This is a genomic window from Thermodesulfobacteriota bacterium (assembly GCA_036397855.1).
Taxonomy (GTDB): domain Bacteria; phylum Desulfobacterota_D; class UBA1144; order Nemesobacterales; family CSP1-2; genus DASWID01.
In genome coordinates, this window is sequence record DASWID010000024.1 from 37,570 (window position 1) to 57,355 (window position 19,786).

Annotated in this window: 15 protein-coding genes and 1 tRNA gene; 9 read left to right on the forward strand and 7 right to left on the reverse strand. The window is 41.9% G+C overall.

The annotated features are described in order from the left end of the window. Positions 1–35: 35 nt before the first annotated feature. The 3 genes from VGA95_01805 to VGA95_01815 all read right to left on the reverse strand — a co-directional run bounded on the left by VGA95_01805 (position 36) and on the right by VGA95_01815 (position 2,177). Positions 36–776, reverse strand: a complete 741-nt coding sequence (locus VGA95_01805) for a hypothetical protein (protein ID HEX9665270.1) — start codon at positions 774–776, stop codon at positions 36–38. A gap of 85 nt (positions 777–861) precedes the next feature. Then, entirely contained in the window at positions 862–1,755 is an 894-nt protein-coding gene (locus VGA95_01810; GenBank protein HEX9665271.1) for a phosphoribosylaminoimidazolesuccinocarboxamide synthase, read from the reverse strand. Positions 1,756–1,955: 200 nt separating this feature from the next. Further along, entirely contained in the window at positions 1,956–2,177 is a 222-nt protein-coding gene (locus tag VGA95_01815) for a hypothetical protein (protein HEX9665272.1), read from the reverse strand. Here VGA95_01815 and VGA95_01820 point away from each other — a divergent pair. The 5 genes from VGA95_01820 to rplT all read left to right on the forward strand — a co-directional run bounded on the left by VGA95_01820 (position 2,178) and on the right by rplT (position 5,514). Then, positions 2,178–2,252: transfer RNA gene (locus VGA95_01820), tRNA-Val, on the forward strand. 123 nt (positions 2,253–2,375) lie between these two features. Next, positions 2,376–4,310 carry a threonine--tRNA ligase gene (gene thrS / locus VGA95_01825; protein ID HEX9665273.1) on the forward strand — a complete coding sequence of 645 codons (1,935 nt, stop codon included), beginning with the start codon at positions 2,376–2,378 and terminating at the stop codon, positions 4,308–4,310. Continuing rightward, entirely contained in the window at positions 4,286–4,849 is a 564-nt protein-coding gene (infC, locus tag VGA95_01830) for a translation initiation factor IF-3 (protein HEX9665274.1), read from the forward strand. The genes thrS and infC overlap by 25 nt, the downstream gene beginning before the upstream one ends. Next, positions 4,836–5,039, forward strand: a complete 204-nt coding sequence (gene rpmI, locus VGA95_01835; protein HEX9665275.1) for a 50S ribosomal protein L35 — start codon at positions 4,836–4,838, stop codon at positions 5,037–5,039. The genes infC and rpmI overlap by 14 nt, the downstream gene beginning before the upstream one ends. 121 nt (positions 5,040–5,160) lie before the next feature. After that, entirely contained in the window at positions 5,161–5,514 is a 354-nt protein-coding gene (gene rplT, locus VGA95_01840) for a 50S ribosomal protein L20 (GenBank protein HEX9665276.1), read from the forward strand. Positions 5,515–5,919: 405 nt separating this feature from the next. Here the strand turns inward: rplT and VGA95_01845 are convergent, their stop codons facing one another. Beyond that, complete coding sequence (locus VGA95_01845) at positions 5,920–6,573, reverse strand: endonuclease III domain-containing protein (protein ID HEX9665277.1); 654 nt, start codon at positions 6,571–6,573, stop codon at positions 5,920–5,922. A 238-nt stretch (positions 6,574–6,811) separates the two neighbouring features. Between VGA95_01845 and gcvT the strand changes: the two genes are divergently transcribed. From gcvT to gcvP, 3 genes are all read left to right on the forward strand, one after another. Further along, positions 6,812–7,918 carry a glycine cleavage system aminomethyltransferase GcvT gene (gene gcvT, locus VGA95_01850; protein HEX9665278.1) on the forward strand — a complete coding sequence of 369 codons (1,107 nt, stop codon included), beginning with the start codon at positions 6,812–6,814 and terminating at the stop codon, positions 7,916–7,918. Then, positions 7,915–8,310, forward strand: coding sequence for a glycine cleavage system protein GcvH (gene gcvH, locus VGA95_01855; protein ID HEX9665279.1), 396 nt, complete (start codon positions 7,915–7,917; stop codon positions 8,308–8,310). The genes gcvT and gcvH overlap by 4 nt, the downstream gene beginning before the upstream one ends. 127 nt (positions 8,311–8,437) lie before the next feature. Then, positions 8,438–11,395: an aminomethyl-transferring glycine dehydrogenase gene (gcvP, locus tag VGA95_01860; protein HEX9665280.1), complete on the forward strand. Its 2,958-nt coding sequence runs from the start codon at positions 8,438–8,440 to the stop codon at positions 11,393–11,395. Here gcvP and VGA95_01865 read toward each other — a convergent pair. The 3 genes from VGA95_01865 to leuB all read right to left on the reverse strand — a co-directional run bounded on the left by VGA95_01865 (position 11,392) and on the right by leuB (position 17,258). After that, on the reverse strand, positions 11,392–12,330 hold the full coding sequence (locus tag VGA95_01865; GenBank protein HEX9665281.1) for a peptidylprolyl isomerase: 939 nt from the start codon (positions 12,328–12,330) through the stop codon (positions 11,392–11,394). The two genes, gcvP and VGA95_01865, sit on opposite strands and share 4 nt — an antisense overlap. A 383-nt stretch (positions 12,331–12,713) precedes the next feature. Next, positions 12,714–16,154 carry a transcription-repair coupling factor gene (gene mfd / locus VGA95_01870; GenBank protein ID HEX9665282.1) on the reverse strand — a complete coding sequence of 1,147 codons (3,441 nt, stop codon included), beginning with the start codon at positions 16,152–16,154 and terminating at the stop codon, positions 12,714–12,716. A gap of 21 nt (positions 16,155–16,175) precedes the next feature. Beyond that, positions 16,176–17,258 carry a 3-isopropylmalate dehydrogenase gene (gene leuB, locus VGA95_01875; protein HEX9665283.1) on the reverse strand — a complete coding sequence of 361 codons (1,083 nt, stop codon included), beginning with the start codon at positions 17,256–17,258 and terminating at the stop codon, positions 16,176–16,178. Positions 17,259–17,511: 253 nt separating this feature from the next. Between leuB and VGA95_01880 the strand changes: the two genes are divergently transcribed. Beyond that, entirely contained in the window at positions 17,512–19,419 is a 1,908-nt protein-coding gene (locus VGA95_01880) for a tetratricopeptide repeat protein (GenBank protein ID HEX9665284.1), read from the forward strand. The last annotated feature ends 367 nt before the right edge of the window (positions 19,420–19,786 follow it).

Sequence of the window (19,786 nt, forward strand, 5' to 3'; positions counted from 1 at the left end):
GTTTATTTGCTGATGCCATGCAGCTTGGTCCAGGGTTATTCATTAGATTTCTTTTCATCGGCGACAAGACTCAAAGACATTGTTAGCCCGTTGAAATTATATTCGGTCTTCTCGAGCGTCTCGTTATTGTCTCGAAAAGAAAATGTCATCTTCAGATCAAATTGATCATTTTCTTTAGCCATATCACTTTTTTTAAGGTTATACAGGTACGTCAACGTTTCAGTCTGATCGGTTGTTTCATCTTTATAAGGTTCTCCCAATACCGAAATGATATATCTCTTCTTGGGTATCTCATCCGAATTGCTTCCCTTAAACTCTGTACCGGCAGTACGAGTGGATTTGCTTATCTCAGATTTTCCCATAGATCCTAACATCTTAATGAGCAGGGGTTTGGATAGGTTTTTGAGAAAACGTTCTGGGAATGTCATCTCAACTAGTTTGTCATCACGCAAATAAAATAGCATAGGGATGTCATAATTGACCTTGTCAGTATCCTCATCTAAATACTGTTTTTCGAGTACATAAACCCAATTCTCCCCGTTTTCGGTTTGTTCGGTGGATAGGGGATCATTTTTCATAAGCCATATGATGTCGTCGGAAAGGAGAACTGGATTCTTGAAAACAAATTTTAGACCATTTTGGTCGTTTAGCTCAAAATTATTTTCAAAATCATTTAGCTGTCTCTTTACCTGTAAGAGCCTAAGATAAACGCATCCAGTCGATGAGACAATGAATAATATAAATATAATCGAAATTCTCTTATCTATTAATTTCATTTATTCATTTAAGAGGCCCTGATTTTTTGACGTAACATTAAAGATTATGTCTTAAAACATTAATTAACATTATTAATATATTCTTTTAGCTAATAATCTTTTGTAAAGCTTCTAGATATTTTTCTCTTGTTTTTTCAACGATCTCCGGCGGAAGAACAGGGGCAGGGGGTTTTTTATTCCATCCTATGGAGTTTAGATAGTCCCGCACAAACTGTTTATCGAAGCTCTTCTGAGGCCTCCCGGGAGAGTATTCGTCTTTTGGCCAAAATCTGGAAGAGTCCGGAGTCAGTATTTCATCTATTAGAATGACATCTCCGCTTATCTCCTCTATGCCAAATTCAAACTTTGTATCCGCGATAATTATCCCTTTTTCTTCTGCCAGTTTGTTGCCAAACTCGTAAAGAGTTATGCTGATCTCCTTCAAATAATCGGCTAAATCTTTTCCGATCATTCCTGCCATCCTCTCGAATGTGATGTTTTCATCATGCTGTCCTCCCTCCGCCTTGGTAGCCGGCGTAAAAATAGGCCTGCCCAGTTTTGAAGATTCGACGAGGCCCGAGTCTAAAACAATCCCACAGACTGAGCCATTTTGTAGATAATCCTTCCATCCCGAACCGGATAGATAACCGCGCACAACACACTCTACTGGAAGTGGTTTAGCTTTTTTAACCAACATGCTCCTTCCCTCAACGGACTTTCTATGTTTATGAATGACTTTCGGGAAATCCTCGACACTTGTGGATAAAAGGTGATTTTGGATGATGTTAGTTGTTTTATCAAACCAGTATTTGGAGATTTGAGTTAGGATCTTACCCTTGTCGGGTATTCCGTTGGGCAGCACAACGTCAAATGCGGAGATTCGATCGGTAGCAACAATAAGGAGTTTGTCTCCAAAGTCGTATATATCCCTTACTTTACCCCTTTTGGCTGGGGCAATTTCCTTAAACTCTGTTGTAAGTATTGCTCCGGTATATTTCATCGTTGAGGGCTTTGCTTTAAATGAATTTTGAACGTCGAATGATGCTAAAGTAATCTAAAGGATATCTTTAGTCTTAACAATACCGGATAAAATATCTTAAGAATCCACTACTTAAGTGTTCGGCTTCCTTGAGATATGTATTTTATCTAAGTAAAATTAAGCCAAGCTGCAGGGTATGGGTACATAAACGAACAGTCTCTTCAGTCATTGCGATGAGCCCTGATCCTGAGTTTATCGAAGGATCGAAGGAGACGAAGCAATCTAAAACGGGAAAGAAAGTATGAGATTGCTTCAATTTCGGAGTTTATCCTGAGTACATCGAAGGACAAATTTCGCGATGACGGCACGACGGTCGGTTTGGTGTCAATGACAGTGGAAACCTTGTAGCAAGCTACAGTGACTTCACGAGTTAAATCGGGCATGAGCGCGTAGCTCAGGGGGAGAGCGCTTGCTTGACGCGCAAGAGGTCGCAGGTTCAAATCCTGCCGCGCTCACCATGCACGATGCATGATACAAGATGCACGATGCACGATACATGATGCATGATACAAGATGCACGATTCATGATAAAAATCTTTTTTTTATCGTGTATCCTGGATCCTGCATCCTTTTGAATGGACATGAGTGAGTTAAGAGTAACACTCCCGGATGGAGAGGCTAAGGCCTTTCCGAAAGGGATAACTGTAGGAGAAATATTCAAGTCTCTTGGAATCGGAGATAGCGTGATAGGTGCGAAGGTAAATGGCAAGCTGGTTGATTTTTGGTTTAATCTAGAACGCGATTCAACGGTAGAGCCGGTGAAGATTGATTCTCCGAATGGACTTGATCTTATAAGACATACGGCTGCGCATGTCATGGCAGAGGCTGTGCAGGATCTCTTCCCCGAGGCAAAGGTAACAATAGGACCTGTCATTGAAAATGGTTTTTATTATGATTTCGATTATAAGAGGGGGTTTACTCCAGAGGATCTAGAAAAGATTGAATTGAGGATGAAGGAGATTGCAGAAGAGAAGAAGCCCCTGATCAAAAAGACGGTGTCTAGGAATGAGGCCTTGAGGATCTTTAGCGAAGACGGAGAGCATTATAAGATTGAAATATTAAACGAGTTGCCTCCCGATGAGAAAATCAGCATTTACGAGCAAGGTAATTGGTATGATCTATGTCGGGGTCCACACGCTCCCTCCACGGAGCATGTGAAGGTCTTTAAACTCTTGAGCGTAGCCGGGGCTTACTGGCGCGGTGATGAAAAAAACCAAATGCTTCAGAGGATATATGGAACGGCATTCTCAAAAGAGAGGGATCTTAAGGATTATTTAGAGAAAATTGAAGAGGCGAAAAAGCGAGATCACAGGAAACTTGGAAAGGAGTTGGATCTGTTCAGTATACAAGATGATATAGGTCCTGGGCTGGTTCTCTGGCATCCAAATGGGGCGAGGATCAGGCGCGTTATCGAGGATCTCTGGAGGGCTGAGCATGAGCGCTTTGGTTATGAGATATTATTTACACCCCATGTAGCCAGACTCGACCTGTGGGAAAAAAGTGGACACCTGGAATTTTATAAGGAGTTTATGTATTCACCCATGGAGGTAGAAAATTCGGAATATCAGATAAAACCCATGACTTGCCCGTTTCATATTATGATTTATAAATCTGGGGTCAGGAGCTATAGAGACCTCCCCCTACGATGGGCCGAGATTGGCACGGTATATAGATATGAACGCTCTGGAGTCTTGCATGGGCTTTTAAGGGTCAGGGGCTTTTCTCAGGATGATGCACACATATTTTGCACGCCCGAGCAGATAGAGGATGAGGTCTTGGGAGTTCTCAATCTAATTATGTCATTCCTCAAAACTTTTGGTTTTGATGACTTTAAGGTTTTTCTTTCCACCCGTCCGGATAAGTTTGTCGGGAGCGAGCATAATTGGGACAGAGCTATATTGGCTCTTAAGAATGCACTTGAAAGGAAAGGGCTAGAGTATGAGTTGGACGAGGGAGGGGGCGCTTTTTACGGACCAAAGATTGACATAAAGATAAAGGACGTTATCGATAGGTCTTGGCAGTGCTCTACGGTTCAGGTAGATTTTAACCTGCCTGAAAGATTTAATATGAATTTTATAGGGGTTGACAATACGCGACATTCGCCGATAATGATTCACCGTGCCATATTGGGCTCGTTCGAAAGATTTTTCGGGATACTTGTAGAACATTATGGTGGCGCTTTTCCTTTATGGTTGAGCCCTATTCAGGTAAGGGTGGCGACAGTAGGGGAGGAGCAGACTCCATATGCCGAGAGTATATATGATACATTGCGCGAGCGTAGGATCCGGGTTGATAGGGACTTTAGGAATGAAAAGCTTGGTTTGAAGGTTAGGGAAGCGCAACTCATGAAAATTCCCTACCTGTTGGTGATTGGAAAAAATGAAGTTGAAAGCACGACATTGACGCCTAGGAAGAGGGGAGGGGAAAATCTATCTTCGATGAGTTTGGAAGCCTTTTTAGAGTTAATCGCTAAAGAAAATGACCCGCACCGTTGGAGGGAGGTAGAGCAAAAATAGCAAGGGAACCTGAGATTCGGGTAAATCAAAGGATTAGAGCTAGAGAGGTCAGGGTCATCTCATCAGAAGGTAAACAGTTAGGTGTGTTACCAATTCATGAGGCATTGCTGAAAGCTCAGGAGGAGGGTGTAGACCTAGTGGAAGTTGCTGCAAATGCGAATCCGCCTGTTTGCAGGTTAATGGATTTTGGCAAATACAAATATGAGCTAAAAAAGCAGGCCAGCGCTAAGAAGCAAAAGGCCCATCCTCTGAAGGAGGTTAAATTTCGGCCTCATATTGGTAAGCACGACCTCGATGTAAAGATAAATCGCATATGTGAATTTTTGGAAGAGGGGAACAAAACGAAAATCAGGATATTTTTCAGGGGTAGAGAGATTGTACATCCAGAAATCGGCAAAGAGCTTGCCGACAGGATTCTTGAGCGTGTATCTTCTATGGGAGCAATAGATTATCCTCCTAGGCTTGAGGGCAAGAGCCTTATTATGGTTCTGTCTCCAAAGAAGAAACCAAAAGCAGGAAAGGACAATGGCAAAAATTAAAGTAAAGACAAATAAGGGAGCCGCAAAAAGGTTTAAGGTTACCGCCAGCGGCAAGGTAATGAGAAATCGCAGCGGAAAAAGTCATCTTAACGTTAAGAAGAGCAGAAAACGAAAAAGGAGGTTAATCTCTCCAGATTATATTGAAGGGGTTGCGGCAAAGAGGATAAAGAAAATAATACCTTATCTCTAGCTACACGATCCACGATGCATGATGCAAGATTCACGATGCGGAAAAAAATAGGTTTTTATCATGGATCATGTATCGTGCATCCTGCATCTTGTATTGAGATAAGGCTGAAGGAGAAGGAGTAATGAGAGTTAAACGATCAGTTGCTTCCAGGAAGAGAAGAAAGAAGATTTTGAAGCTCGCAAAGGGTTATTGGGGGAATAGGGGGACAAATTTAAGAAACGCGAAAGAGACCCTGCTCCGTGCACTGGCGTACTCATATAGAGACAGGCGTCGGAGGAAGAGGGATTTTAGAAGGCTATGGATTTTGAGAATAAACGCTGCGTCGAGGCCATTTGGCATTTCATATAGCACGCTAGTCGGTGGATTATCTAAGGCTGGTATCGAGATAGACAGAAAAAACCTGGCCGACCTGGCTGTGAGGGATCCAGAGGGTTTTAAAGCAGTTGTAGATATAGCTAAGTCGAATCTTAATTAAATTCTCTCCACACGGGTAGCTCACCAGTCTTGCTGGTGGGATGATCGATTGTCACGAGCAAGACTCGTGACCTACCCAAGGATATTATCGGTCAATTTAAACGGGAACGCACCAGTCCCTGTTCCCCCCACACGGGTAGCTCACCAGCTGGCGGGTTATTGTGCGCATCTTGAACACGCTCAAATTTCGGGACAAGAATTTCCCGACTATCCATAATAAATGATATTGTCATGAATCACGATAGGCGGGGTTTTCGTACCCCGCATGGAGAAAACATTTCGGACGGGATCCTTAAGGTTTCCGCTACATTTACTTCAAATTGCGGGACAAGAATGTCCCGACTATCCATAATAAATAACATTGTCATCAATTACGATAGGCGGGGTTTTCCTACCCCGCAGGAATCTACACTGTATGCGGATCGTATTCCAGAGGGCAACCTTTGCACAGGGCTTTTCTTTTGCAGTGTTCTTTTCCCACCCTTACCAAAAGTGCATGGTACTCGTTAAAGACCTGTATATCTTCGGGAAGTGAATCCATCAATAAATCTTGCATTTCTTGATATGAGATCTCTTTCGGAATCATGCTGTGCCTCGAAAGGATTCTGTAAGTATATGCATCTATCACAAATACCGGTTTCTTTAGCGCGTAGAGTAATATGCTATCTGCTGTTTCAGGCCCAATACCCTTTATCCTTAAAAGCTTTTCTCGGAGTTCATGTGTATCCTCATCGAACATCTTATCCAGGTCCCCGTTGTAGGTTTTCTTAACATAACTGATAAAGGCTTTGATCTTAATCGCTTTTTGATTGAAATACCCGGACGGGCGGATCAGGTTTGCGAGTTTCTTAGTCGGTATTGAATCCAGCTTCTCAACGGATAGTAAACCCCTTGATTTCAGATTTTCAAAAGCCTTTTCCACATTTTTCCATGAGGTGTTTTGTGTGAGTATTGCACCTAAGATACATTCAAGTTCGGATTCTGCTGGCCACCAGTTTTGAGGTCCGTAGCGATTGTAAAGTGAGTTATAAAACTCCTTGATCCTATTAGATACATTCATTTTTTTAAATTGTAAGAAGCAAGAGTGAATCAGAGTATTTGAAGTTGAATCCAAATCACCTATTGATATCTTGATATAAAGTTTAGGCAATATAAATTCTTTTTCAATGGATTTACCCGAAATTATTAGTAATTTTCATCAATATTGATAATAGCATAATTAAAAGAACGGGTACAAATATTTGTCGATATTTGTTTGTTGACAATTCTGTTTTCTGCTGTTAACTGATTATTGTATAATGCAACAAACAGAGCTTTATCGATTACATGAACACTTTGGTGCAAAGTTTATTGAATTTGCCGGTTGGGAGATGCCAGTTGAGTATTCAGGAAGCAGAAAAGAGACCATTGCAGTAAGGACGTCCGCCGGATTATTTGATGTTAGCCATATGGGTGAAATCGAAATTATTGGAAGGGACTCGGCATCTTTCTGTCAGTGGATGACAACAAACGATATCAGCAAACTGAAGAATTTTCAGGCTCAATATACCATGCTCTGCAATCATGAAGGTGGCGTGATCGATGATGTGATTATCTATAAATATTCTGATGATTATTTTCTCATGTGTGTGAATGCGGTAAACACTGCAAAGGATTTTGAATGGATTGGAAGCGTAGAACGAGAATTCAAGGTGGAGGTCTTGAACAAGAGCTTTGAGTACTCTCAACTGGCTCTTCAAGGTCCCCAATCCCAGAATATAATATTTGATGCATTTGGAGTCAATTTCTGTAATCTAAAAAGATTCTATTTCCTGCAAACAAGTTGGAATGATATCGATCTAATGATCGCGAGAACAGGGTATACCGGTGAAGATGGATTTGAAATCTTTATTCCATGGGGAGATGCCACCGAAGTCTGGGAGGCGATTCTAGATACAAGCAGTGAATATAATATTGTACCCAGTGGTCTAAGCGCGAGAGATATCCTTCGAATTGAAATGGCTTATCCGCTTTATGGTCATGAGATTAACGAGGATATAAACCCAATCGAATCGGGTCTGAGCAGATATGTGAGAATTGATAAGGGCGATTTTATTGGTAGAAGAGCTCTAGTGCGGGTTTTAGAGGCTGGGCCTGAAAAAAAATTAATAGGATTTGAGATGATCGACCGCGGCATACCTAGGCAAGGTTACCCGGTATTGAGTGGTGAGGCTGAGTTGGGTAGTGTTACGAGTGGAACTTTATCCCCAAGTCTTGAGAAGTCCATTGGAATGGCACTGTTGAGCACCAATGCAGTGGTTGGAGAAAACCTTGATATAGAGATTCGTGGAACAAGAAGAAAATCAAGAATTGTTTCAACCCCTTTTTACACGAACAAACCTATTAAGAAGGAGAAGAAGCTATGATTGACATTCCAGAGGAATTGAAATACACAGATGAGCATGAGTGGGCTAAGATTGAGGACGACTTAGTAGTTATAGGTATAACTGATTATGCACAGGATGCTCTCGGTGAAATCGTTTATATAGAACTGCCTAGCGAGGGTGATGAAATTACAAAGGGAGATTCGTTTGGTGGCGTTGAATCGACAAAGTCTGTTTCTGACCTTTATGCTCCGGTCAGTGGTGAGGTTATTGAGGTCAATGAATCTCTGCTTGATTCACCGGAAACCATAAATGAAGATCCGTACGGAGACGGCTGGCTGATAAAGGTGAAGATACACGACTCTGATGAATTCGATGACCTTATGGATAACGAACAATATTCCGAATTTATTGAAAAGGAAACACACAAATAGGTAATGAGTGTGTCTAAAAAATCTTCGTATTCTTTAGGCTAATAATATGAAAACGCTCCGAATAAAATAAGTTTGGTTATTGTTTTATCCGCGATAGATTTATTCAAGCGGCTCAGCGTTATTATCGATGAAATATAAGCAAGATGACTTGGCCTATCTTAAGAACGATTCTCCACCGACAGAGTTGGATTCCCATGATTGCTTTTCAAGGAGGCATATCGGTCCGGACGAGCGAGAGTTACAGGAAATGCTCACGGTTTTGGGAGTAACCTCTTTGGACCAACTGATGGACGAGACGATCCCAATCTCGATCCGTCTAAAAAATCCTTTGGATTTAACTCCCCCATCAACTGAGCACCTCTACTTGGAAGGGTTGAGGAAGGTAGCTTTAAAGAATAAGGTTTTTAAGTCATTCATCGGATTGGGCTATTACGATTGCATAACACCGGGCGTGATTCAGAGGAATATCCTAGAAAATCCCGGTTGGTATACTCAATACACTCCATATCAGGCGGAGATATCACAGGGCCGTCTCGAGGCGTTAATTAATTTCCAGACCATGGTAATAGACTTAACGGCGATGGAAATTGCTAATGCCTCCCTCCTTGATGAAGGAACCGCTGCCGCTGAAGCCATGACGATGCTTTTCAGGATTAGGGAAGCAGGTGAAGTGAGAGGAGGGGCAAATGTGTTCTTTGTTTCGGAACAATGTTTCCCCCAGACTATAGACATATTAAGAACCAGGGCTGAGCCTTTAGGGATAAGACTGATTATAGGTGACCACGTGAACTTCGAGTTTGAAGACAGAGCATTCGGAGCCTTGTTACAATACCCTAACGCAGATGGAGAAATCCTGGATTATTCCAATTTCATTCGCTGCGCCCATGATTCAGGGTCAATGGTCGCTATTGCTGCCGATCTGCTGTCACTTACACTCGTCAAACCACCAGGAGATATGTGTGCCGATGTTGTTGTAGGATCGACTCAGAGGTTTGGTGTACCTTTGGGCTACGGCGGGCCTCACGCAGCTTATTTTGCCACCAGGGATAAATATAAACGACAGATCCCTGGCAGAATAATTGGTGCGTCGATCGATAGGCATGGGAATACGGCTTTTAGGATGGCGCTGCAAACCCGAGAGCAGCATATAAGAAGGGAAAAGGCCACTTCCAATATTTGTACTGCTCAATCACTCCCTGCAATAATGTCAGGCATGTACGCCGTTTATCACGGACCAGACGGCTTGAGATCAATTGCAAAAAGGATTCAAAGATTAACAAGGATTCTGGAATTCGAATTAAATAAACTTGGTTACGCTCAGGCCAATAAATATTATTTCGACACCTTGAAAGTCGACCTTGGTGAATCCTCAAACCGTGTTCGAAAAAAGATCGAGTCACTCGCCAGAAAGGCTCAGATGAATTTTAGGTACATAAGCACCAGGTTTATCGGCATATCATTAGACGAAACGGTTAGTCTTGAGGATATAAGGCGGATAGTCAATATATTCGCTAACGCTAGGGGACCGGAATATCAAGGTTTAGCAGGTATAGGACCTGATGATTCAGGTGAAGTTCTCTATCCTGGTGAATTAACACGGAAGAGCGATTTTTTAACCCATCCGGTTTTTAACAGTTACCATTCTGAGACCAAGATGCTCAGATTTATAAAGACTCTGGAGAGTCGAGATCTTTCTCTGACGACATCGATGATACCGCTTGGGTCCTGTACCATGAAGCTCAACGCAACTGCAGAAATGATACCGATTAGCTGGCCAGAGTTCTCAAGATTGCATCCATTCGTTCCTTTAGACCAGGCCGAGGGATACGCTGAGATAATTAACGAGCTAGAGAGGTTTTTAAGTGAAATAACGGGACTTCCCGCTGTGTCACTACAGCCTAATTCCGGCGCACAGGGAGAGTATACTGGTCTCATGGTTATTCGAGCCTATTATCAGGATATAGGCGAGGGGCATCGTAATATCGTCTTAGTACCAGCCTCAGCGCATGGTACTAACCCCGCCAGTGCGGTTCTTTCAGGCATGAATGTAGTGGTTGTTTCTTGCGATGGAGAGGGCAATATTGATTTTGGGGACTTAAAGAATAAGGCATCCGAACATAGGGATAACCTGGCCGCTATCATGATCACATATCCGTCAACGCATGGAGTCTTCGAAGAAAGCGTCAGGGACATTTGCTCATTAGTCCACGATAACGGTGGACAGGTATATATGGATGGCGCAAACATGAACGCACAGGTGGGACTTACAAGTCCTTCAACAATAGGGGCTGATATCTGTCATTTAAATTTACATAAGACTTTCAGCATTCCGCACGGAGGTGGAGGGCCTGGAATGGGCCCAATATGCGCAGCCGAGCATTTATCGCCATATCTTCCGGGCCACCCGCTGATACCTGTTGGGGGTAGGAAATCAATCACTGCAGTAGCTTCCGCCCCTTGGGGGAGTGGAAGTATTCTTCTGATATCTTACGGATACATTAAGATGCTTGGCTCTAAGGGTGTTACAGACGCGTCCAAGTTTGCGATCTTGAATGCAAATTATCTTAAGTCCAGATTGGAAAGATATTACAGGGTCTTATATGATGGGGCTCATGGAAGGGTAGCACATGAATTCATATTGGATTTACGACCGTTGAAAATTAGCTTTGGTATTGAAGTCGAAGATGTGGCTAAGAGGTTGATAGATTATGGTTTCCATGCGCCTACCATATCGTGGCCTGTTCCCGGGACGATGATGATTGAACCGACTGAAAGTGAGGGGAAAGGTGAACTGGATCGCTTTTGTGATGCCCTTATTTCAATCTATCAGGAGGCTAAGGAGATATCTGTCGGAATTGCTGACTCTAAGGATAATGTATTAAAGAACTCACCTCATACAGCCGAAGAAGCACTCTCGGATAAATGGAGCCACCCCTATACCAGAGAGAAGGCTGTCTACCCCCTTCCCTATGTAAAAATCAATAAATTCTGGCCGCCGGTTGGAAGGATTAATAATCCTTACGGGGACAAGAATCTTGTATGTACATGCCCGCCAATCGATGCCTACGCTAAAAAGGGTAGTTAAATCCTCAGATCAATGTAAGCCGAACTTTTTATTTCATCTATCCATGCACTTAGTTCTTGCTCTGCTTTTTCTCGATACAGCTTTTCCTTAATTTCTTCTCTATAGTCGTCAAGATTGCCCTCGTTCGTTTTCTTGTCCAGAACCTTTACGATATGATAGCCTGCTGGAGACTCGACTGGCCCTGCAATCTGTCCAACAGGAGTCGAATAAGCAGCATTTTCAAGGGATTCGACGAGGTCTCCCCTCCGGAAGTATCCAAGTTCACCACCTTTAACGGAAGATATCGTGTCGTTAGAATACTCTCCTGCCAATTTTCCAAAGTCTTCTCCTGACTTGGCTAGTTTTGCAACCTCTTCTGCTCGTTGTTTTGCCTGTTCTTCTCCACCCGCTGCCTCTGGAGTTATTAAGATGTGGGCTACTTTAACCTCATCTATCTTTTCATCACTTCCATAGTTCGTTTTATAGTATTCTTCAATCTCATCTTCCGTTACCGCTAATTGCCCCTGGAGTTTAGACCCAATCACCTTCTGGCTTAGTATCTGTAGCCTCCACTGTTCCCTGAACTGTTCTGGTGTAAGGTTTTCCTTAGCCAATACCTCCTTCATTTGATCATCGCTCAGGTTGAATTTGCCTATTACGCTCTTGATGGCGTTATCGACTTCACTTTCTGAAACCCTTATTCCTAGCTGCTCCGCTTGTTGTTCTAGTAGCTTTTGCTCTATCATCTGATCTAATATAGTTTTTTCTTGTTGAGGGGTAATTTTTGTGTTCTGATTCGGGAGCTTTTCCTCAAATTCGGAAAGTGTAATCACGTCATCGTTTACAACTGCTATAACTCCATCTATTACGTCTCTGGCGGAAGATATATTTACAAAGGTCAAGAATAAGAGTATAAAGATACCGACGTATAAAGATGAAAATGCAATTTTTTTCACTTTTTGTGCTCTCCGGAAACTAATATATACCATAGAAATATACTATATTCTGCTTAAAATAAATTACTAGATCAAAAAAATTTAAATTGGTTGCCTGAACACTAACCTCCATTTAAGATAACATGATACCTTAGAATGGTCTGCTGATAAATAATTCTGGTTACAAATCATTATGGTTTCCAAACCAAATGTTTAATCGATGCGGGGTTGGAAAACCCCGCCTATCTTCCTTCGACGATGCTCAGGACAGGTCAGGTCCGCATTCCAAATGCTTTATCCATTCGGGGTTGGAAAACCCCGCCTATCGTAATTGACGACAATATTTATTATGGATAGTCGGGACATTCATGTCCCGAAATTTGAACATGTTGAAGATGCGCCTATTATAAATCAGGGTAACTTCTCCGGTTTTGCCTCTTTTCAGCATTCATAACGGCGATCAATTCCGTCAGTCTCTTCTTAATTTCTATAAATTGGTTTCCATCGCTACTGATAATCCTCAACCTGCCGGCTGGCTTAAACCTACTGAGCAGAGGAGATTTTTCACGAAAGTCAATTATTGTATCACCGGGTTTTATCTCCATTTTGCCAATTTGCAGTTCTTTCATTAATATCTTCAATTCTACTATGTTCAGTAGATTCAAGCTGGGCTCTGGGATTTTCCCAAATCTGTCTCTTAGTTCCTCCTTTATTGAATATAATTCATCTTCTGATGAGACTGTTGATAGTTTTTTGTAAAATAACAATCTCTCAGTAGGGTCTTCAATATAATCATCGGGAATAAAGGCTGAGAAATTAAACTTGATTTCGGGTTCATATTCCAAAGGTGTTTCTTCCATTTTTAATTTCCTGATCGATTCATCGAGCATCTCAAGATATAGCTCGAGGCCTACGTCGGCGATATGGCCCGATTGTTCTGTGCCAAAGATATTTCCGGCACCTCTTATCTCAAGGTCTGACAGAGCAAGTCTATATCCTGAGCCGAGTTCATTGAGTTCGGTAATTGCCTTGAGGCGTCTCCTGGATTCTGGGGTGAGTGAACCTGTGCTTGGGATCAGAAAATAGGCGAAAGCCTTCTTGTCTGACCTGCCCACCCTTCCCCTTAGTTGATACAGGTCTGCGAGTCCAAATTTGTGGGAATTATTTATGATCATTGTGTTGGCTCTTTGTATGTCAAGTCCGGATTCAACAATCGCTGTAGTTACCAGTACATCTATTTCGCCATGAGAAAACTTATCGATACTATCTTCAAGTTGTTTCTCGTGCATCCTTCCATGAGTGACCTCGATTCTAGCCTCCGGTACAATATTCTTTAATTCTTCGGCAAGATTGAAGATATCCTCTATCCTGTTATGGATAAAGAATATCGAGCCTCCCCGATCGATTTCTTTTAAGATTGCTTTTCTTATTAAGTTTCGGCTGAATCGAAGTACATATGTCTCGATGGCCTGCCTTCCTTCTGGGGGGGTGTTTATAAGGCTTATGTCCCTGATTCCGGCCAGCGATAGTTGAAGTGTGCGTGGAATCGGGGTAGCACTCAGCGATAATACGTCTATGCCCTTCTTAATTTTCCTCAGTCTCTCCTTTTGAGAGACTCCAAACTTGTGTTCTTCGTCGATTATTAATAGCCCTAGGTCCTTGAATTGAATTTTATTTCCTAGGAGTTTATGGGTTCCGATGATCAAATCGATGTTACCGTCCTTAAGCCTCTTTAGGATTAATTTTTCCTCCCTTTGAGACTTAAATCTTGATAGCGTCTCTATTATTAAGGGATATTGTTTTAGACGCTCAACTGACGTCAGATAATGCTGGTAAGCCAGGAGGGTCGTCGGCACAAGGAAGGCAACCTGCTTTCCGTCCATTACCGCCTTGAAGGCAGCTCTTATAGCTACCTCTGTTTTTCCAAAACCAACATCGCCGCAAATCAGTCTGTCCATCGGCGTTTGCGACTCCATGTCACTCATCACGTCTTCTATAGCGGAGTCCTGGTCTATTGTTTCTTCGTACGGGAATTCGAACTCGAACTGCTTAAATAGCTTGTCTCTTTTCGAAAACTGAAAACCGCTCTCTGCTTTTCTGACAGCGTAGAGCTCTAGGAGCTCCTTTGCTATGTTCTCAACCGCTTTTTTAACCCTCCTTATCACCCTTTTCCAGTTTTGATGGCCGAGTTTGTCGATTCGTGGATTCTTTCTCTCACCTATGTACCTTTGAACGAGCTTAAGTTTATCTACGGGCACATAGATCTTATCACCTCCTTGGTATTCGCATTGCAGAAAGTCGCCTTCCATGTTGCCGAATCTTAATCTCTTAAGGCTCCTGTAGATACCGATCCCGAAATCCACATGCACAATGAAATCGCCGGGTTTAAGCTCACTGAATGATGTTAAGAAGGCCGAAGGTATGTTCTTTATCTTTCGAGGGCGTATTCTTTTGCTATCCTCGAATATATCTTTTTCTCCGATGATCATTTGATTAGCCGCGGGGAATATAAATCCAGAAGAAAGGTGGCCAATATGCGTCTCAAAGTTGCTTATCGACCGCCCTCCGAGCGCTTCAATTATCATTTCTCTGCTTACATCGTTGCTAACGATGATATGTGCCGAGCAGCCCATCTTTTCTGCTTCCAATATCTTATTGGCAAGTGGTTCAAATGGAGAATCGAGATCGTTTTTTTTCTTAATGTTAATAGGTTCAGTATATAGATTAATGCCATCTGTTTCTTCCTCATTCAGCCATAAGTCTTCGACTTGAATTGTTTGAAATCTTGAGATTTCCTCTCTAAGGCTCTCATTTGTGAGATAGAGCTCGTCTATGTCCGGTAGAATGTTGTTATTGCCTGGATTTCTGTTGATTCTGAATAATGAGTCAGCATATGAACCAAGGGACTTAAATATGTCATCAGCCGGATCTAAAATGATCAGCGTTTCTGGGAGAAGGTAGTCAAAGACTGTTCCAAGATTAGGGTAGAATGATGGTAATAGCATGTTGATGCGGGGCAGCCTTTTACCTCCCTCTATGTCATTTATCAGCGAGATCTTAGTGGAGGCTGGTATCTCATGATCTTTGGCTTTCTTTTTTACATAGCATATCGATCGGCTTATAGCCTCCTTGCTCAGAATTAGTTCGCTTGCCGGTAAAATTATGGCACTTTCAGTTTTTTCTATGAGCTTCTGGTCAGACGTTCCGAAATATCTGATAGAGCTTATTTCATCTCCAAGGAGTTCTAGCCTTATCGGATTGGGGGTTGCGGGCGAAAAAACGTCAATTATCGATCCTCTTGTGCTTATTTCTCCGTCGTTCTGCACGAACTCTGTCTGTACATAACCCATCTCCACAAGCCTGGCAATAAATTCATATCTTGACACATTATCCCCAGTTTTTATGGATATGACGGAGTCATCGAATACGTTCATCGGAATCACCCTCTCGAGAACAGCGGGCGCCTCGGCTATGAGTACTTTATTCACTCTCGCAAGGTATAACCATTCTAAACGAGCCGAAGTTTCCTTGGAGACCGATGAGAAGATCGATTCGTTTAACTCTAATTCCCTTTTTTCGAGGAGTGGCGGTTTTTGTCCACTAAAACATGAGATTTCTCCCTGTGCCTCGACTGATCTTTTAACTGAATCGGTTATGTAGAAAACGGGCCGATTGAGTAATTGAGCTATTGCCGAAATCAGATAGGACCGCGATGAACCGGTAAGCCCGGTCAGGGTGATCCGGCGGGGACCCTCTTCAATTTTATCAATAATCTCTTTAAAGATTTCGGAATGTCTTAAGTTGTCGAATAAATTTTTTATTTCAGTTCTTTGTATCGAATTCACAACCAATAAGTTTAATTAAGACTACTGTAATTTATAGATTTCCTCCAATATTATGTTTCCCATCTCCCTGCATCCTACCTTCGTAGTGCCATCCTCGAAGATATCCGCTGTTCTGTAACCCCTCTGAAGAACGGTTTTGATGGCTTCTTCTACATCGTCTGCCGCCTTATCCAGATTGAGTGAATACCTCAATAGCATTGCCAGGGACAAGACCGATGCTATAGGGTTTGCAATATCTTTCCCAGCAATATCTGGCGCGCTCCCGTGCGCTGGTTCATAAATTGCCCCAGTAGCTCCGATACTTGCTGATGGGAGCATCCCTAACGAACCTGTAAGCTGTGCGGCTTCGTCACTGATGATATCGCCAAACATGTTATCCGCAAGAATCACATCAAAGCTCTTCGGTCTACGGATTAGCTGCATGGCTGCATTATCGACGTAAAGATGCTCGAGTTCAATTTCTGGAAACTCGGCAGATCCGATCCTTGATACGCATTTTCTCCAGAGCTCCATTACCTCGAGCACATTGGCCTTATCGACAGATGTGACCTTTTTTCTCCTCTTGGTAGCGATCTGAAATGCTATTCTAGCGACCCTTTCAATCTCGGATGTGGTGTAAAGGAGCGTATTTACCCCTTTCTCGCCCCCGTTTTGGAGCTTTTCGATTCCCCGTGGGGTCCCAAAATAAATGCCGCCCGTAAGCTCCCTTATCACCATGATATCAACGCCATCGATAACCTCTTTTTTCAGGGTAGAAGCGTCAATAAGTGAATCATAAACGACTGCGGGTCTTAAATTTGCGTAAGCATCGAGCTCTTTCCTTAACGCAAGGAGTCCCCTTTCGGGCCTAATACCGTATTCAAGCTGGTCCCACTTTGGACCGCCGACCGCCCCCAGAAGCACCGCATCCGATGACTTAGCCTTGTTTAGAACCTCCTGGGTAATGGGAACGCCACAGGCATCTATGGAGCTTCCACCAAATAATGCCTTCTCGACATCGAACTGAATATCATATTTATCCCCGATTCCTTTTAGAATCTCGAGGCTGACGTCACTAACCTCTACTCCGATCCCGTCCCCGGGCAGAACCAGTATTTTAGGCACATTCGAGCTCCTTTTAGGTGTGATTACAGTAACTTGGTATTCTACCTGAAGTTGAAATTTTTAAGGAATTTTTCATAATTAGAAGTAACAGGTCTTAGTAGGATGAAAAGGGTATAATAAAACGATCGCTGAGATATTAATTACGATAATTGCCATAAATGCTAAAGGTGCTTTTTTAATTTACTGGATAATTACAAAGAAGGACAAGAATTTAATTGTATTTTATTTTTGGTGTTTCCTTTGGGTCTGAATAATGGACAAGAAAAAGAGGAAAGCAAAAAGTCTCACAAAGCAGCAATCACGAGATGCAGATGTAATTCAAAAGGACAAAAAAGAAGGCGTAATCGCAGGACTTTTTCATAACAAATTCCTAGTTGCACTTTTTCTCTTCATATTTTCTCTGGCGGTTTTTATTCCCACTCTAAGTAGTGATTTTGTCTGGGATGACGAGAGTATTTTAAATAATATTTATTCTTATGATACTTCTAAAATAGAATCACATTTACTTAGCCCCACTCAAATTCATTATCGGCCAATATTGGTTTCGTCATTTACGATTGATCACAAAATCTGGAAGGACTCCGCCTTTGGTTTTCATTTAAGTAACCTGGTCATGCATTCCATTGTTACAGTGTTATTTTATTTCTTTGCTCTTTTTGTACTTGGCGAATTTAGAATAGATAGAAGGGAAAGCGTGGCTATTCTCTCATCGATTTTGTTTGCTGCCTTTCCGATGCATGTTGAAGCAGTATCGTTTGTTGCTGGTAGGTCCGATTTATTATGCTGTATATTTTTTTTGCTTGCCTTTGTATTCCATATACTCTCGTTCAGGAAACTATGGTTTTTAGTTTTCACCGCTTTTTGTTTTGCTCTTTCACTACTTTCTAAAGAGGTTGCGATTGTTTTTCCAATCGTAGTAATAAGTTATGACATATTTATTCGAAGGATTGCAATTCGCACTAACCTGCTGAGATATTTTGTCTATGCCTTCTTATTTTTTGTCTATATCTATATACGAACTGATACCTTTAAGAATATGATCGCGGACTTCTCATTACTAGGTAGCATAAATGCCTATGGTAGAGAACTTTCCAATAGTCTAGCCAATGTTAGCCTGTTCCAAATTTCTGACGGGCAACCTGATGTAAATTTTCTTCAGACCGTTTTTTTTAAAATAAAAATTGCTTTATTTTCATATATATTTTATATAAAGAAGCTTGTTTTTCCCTTTGACTTAAATCCCTTCATAACAAATGTCCCAAAAGAGGGAATATATCTATTTGGTTCTATAATCTTATTATTGCTGCTATGCATTATGACCATAGTTTCCGTAAAGAAAAGAGAGGGTATAACCGCATTTGGTATTTCTTGGATCTTGATTACGCTTGTGCCTCCGATTCTTGTTGCTGTGTTTAGAATAGCCGCAGCACCTTACGCTGAGAGGTTTTTATACATACCCTCTATCGGATTTTGCCTATTGCTTGGCTATTGGATTTTTGAATTCGGCAGAAAAATAAAATACGAAAAGCTAGCATGGGCAGTTGGTATTCTTATAGGTATTTCGTTTCTAATAACAACTATACATGGTCAAAGCATATGGAAGAATAACCTGAACCTGTGGGCAACGGCATCACAAAAATCTCCCTTTGCAGCCGATCCGCACATAAACCTCGGGCATGCCCTAAGGCAAGAGGGAATGGTACAAGAGGCAATTCAGGAATATTTAAAGGTTTTTGATCCAAGGGTTAGAGTTTCAAATGAGAGATTGGCTTATGCAGCAAATAACCTTGGAGTTGCGTATATCAAAATAGGCGAATTCGATGACGCAGAGGAGTGGTTTCGTAAATCGTACAATCTACATAGAAAATCTGAAAGATATTATTATTATCATATGGGGTATCTCAATTTTTTGAGAGGAGAACGTGAATTAAAGAGGAATAGATATTCCGTTGAATATTATGAGGAAGCTGAGCGATACCTGAATAAACTATTTGAGAATTACAAAACTGATGGAAAAGCACAAGTTCTTTTTGCAAACGTTTATATTCGTCTTGGTAATAAGGCAAAAGCTGCTGAACTTGCCCGGAAGGCGCTTCAAATGAGACTTGATCCTCGATTGAAGAATCAAGCACAGGCTATAATACGACGTACCACTAATTAGATGATTATATTTATCCAGCCGGTTTAATCCTTATAATTTGAATAAATCTAATTTCAATAAATCGATTATAAACTTATATTAATCCAGCGCCCGTTCCCCGAACGGGCATCAATATGTGGACCGATATGGGAATCGGTCCCTACATTCTCGTAGGATTGGCAAAAATATATTGTCGGTCAATTTAAACGGTAGCCCACGAATCCATACCCCCCACATCATTAGCCCACCAGTTCCTGTCCCCCCCACGGGTAGCCCACCAGTCTTGCTGGTGGGACGATCCACTGTCACGAGCAAGACTCGTGACCTACCCTTCAATCGGGACAAAAAAGTCCCGACTATCGATAATAAATATTGTCATCAATTACGA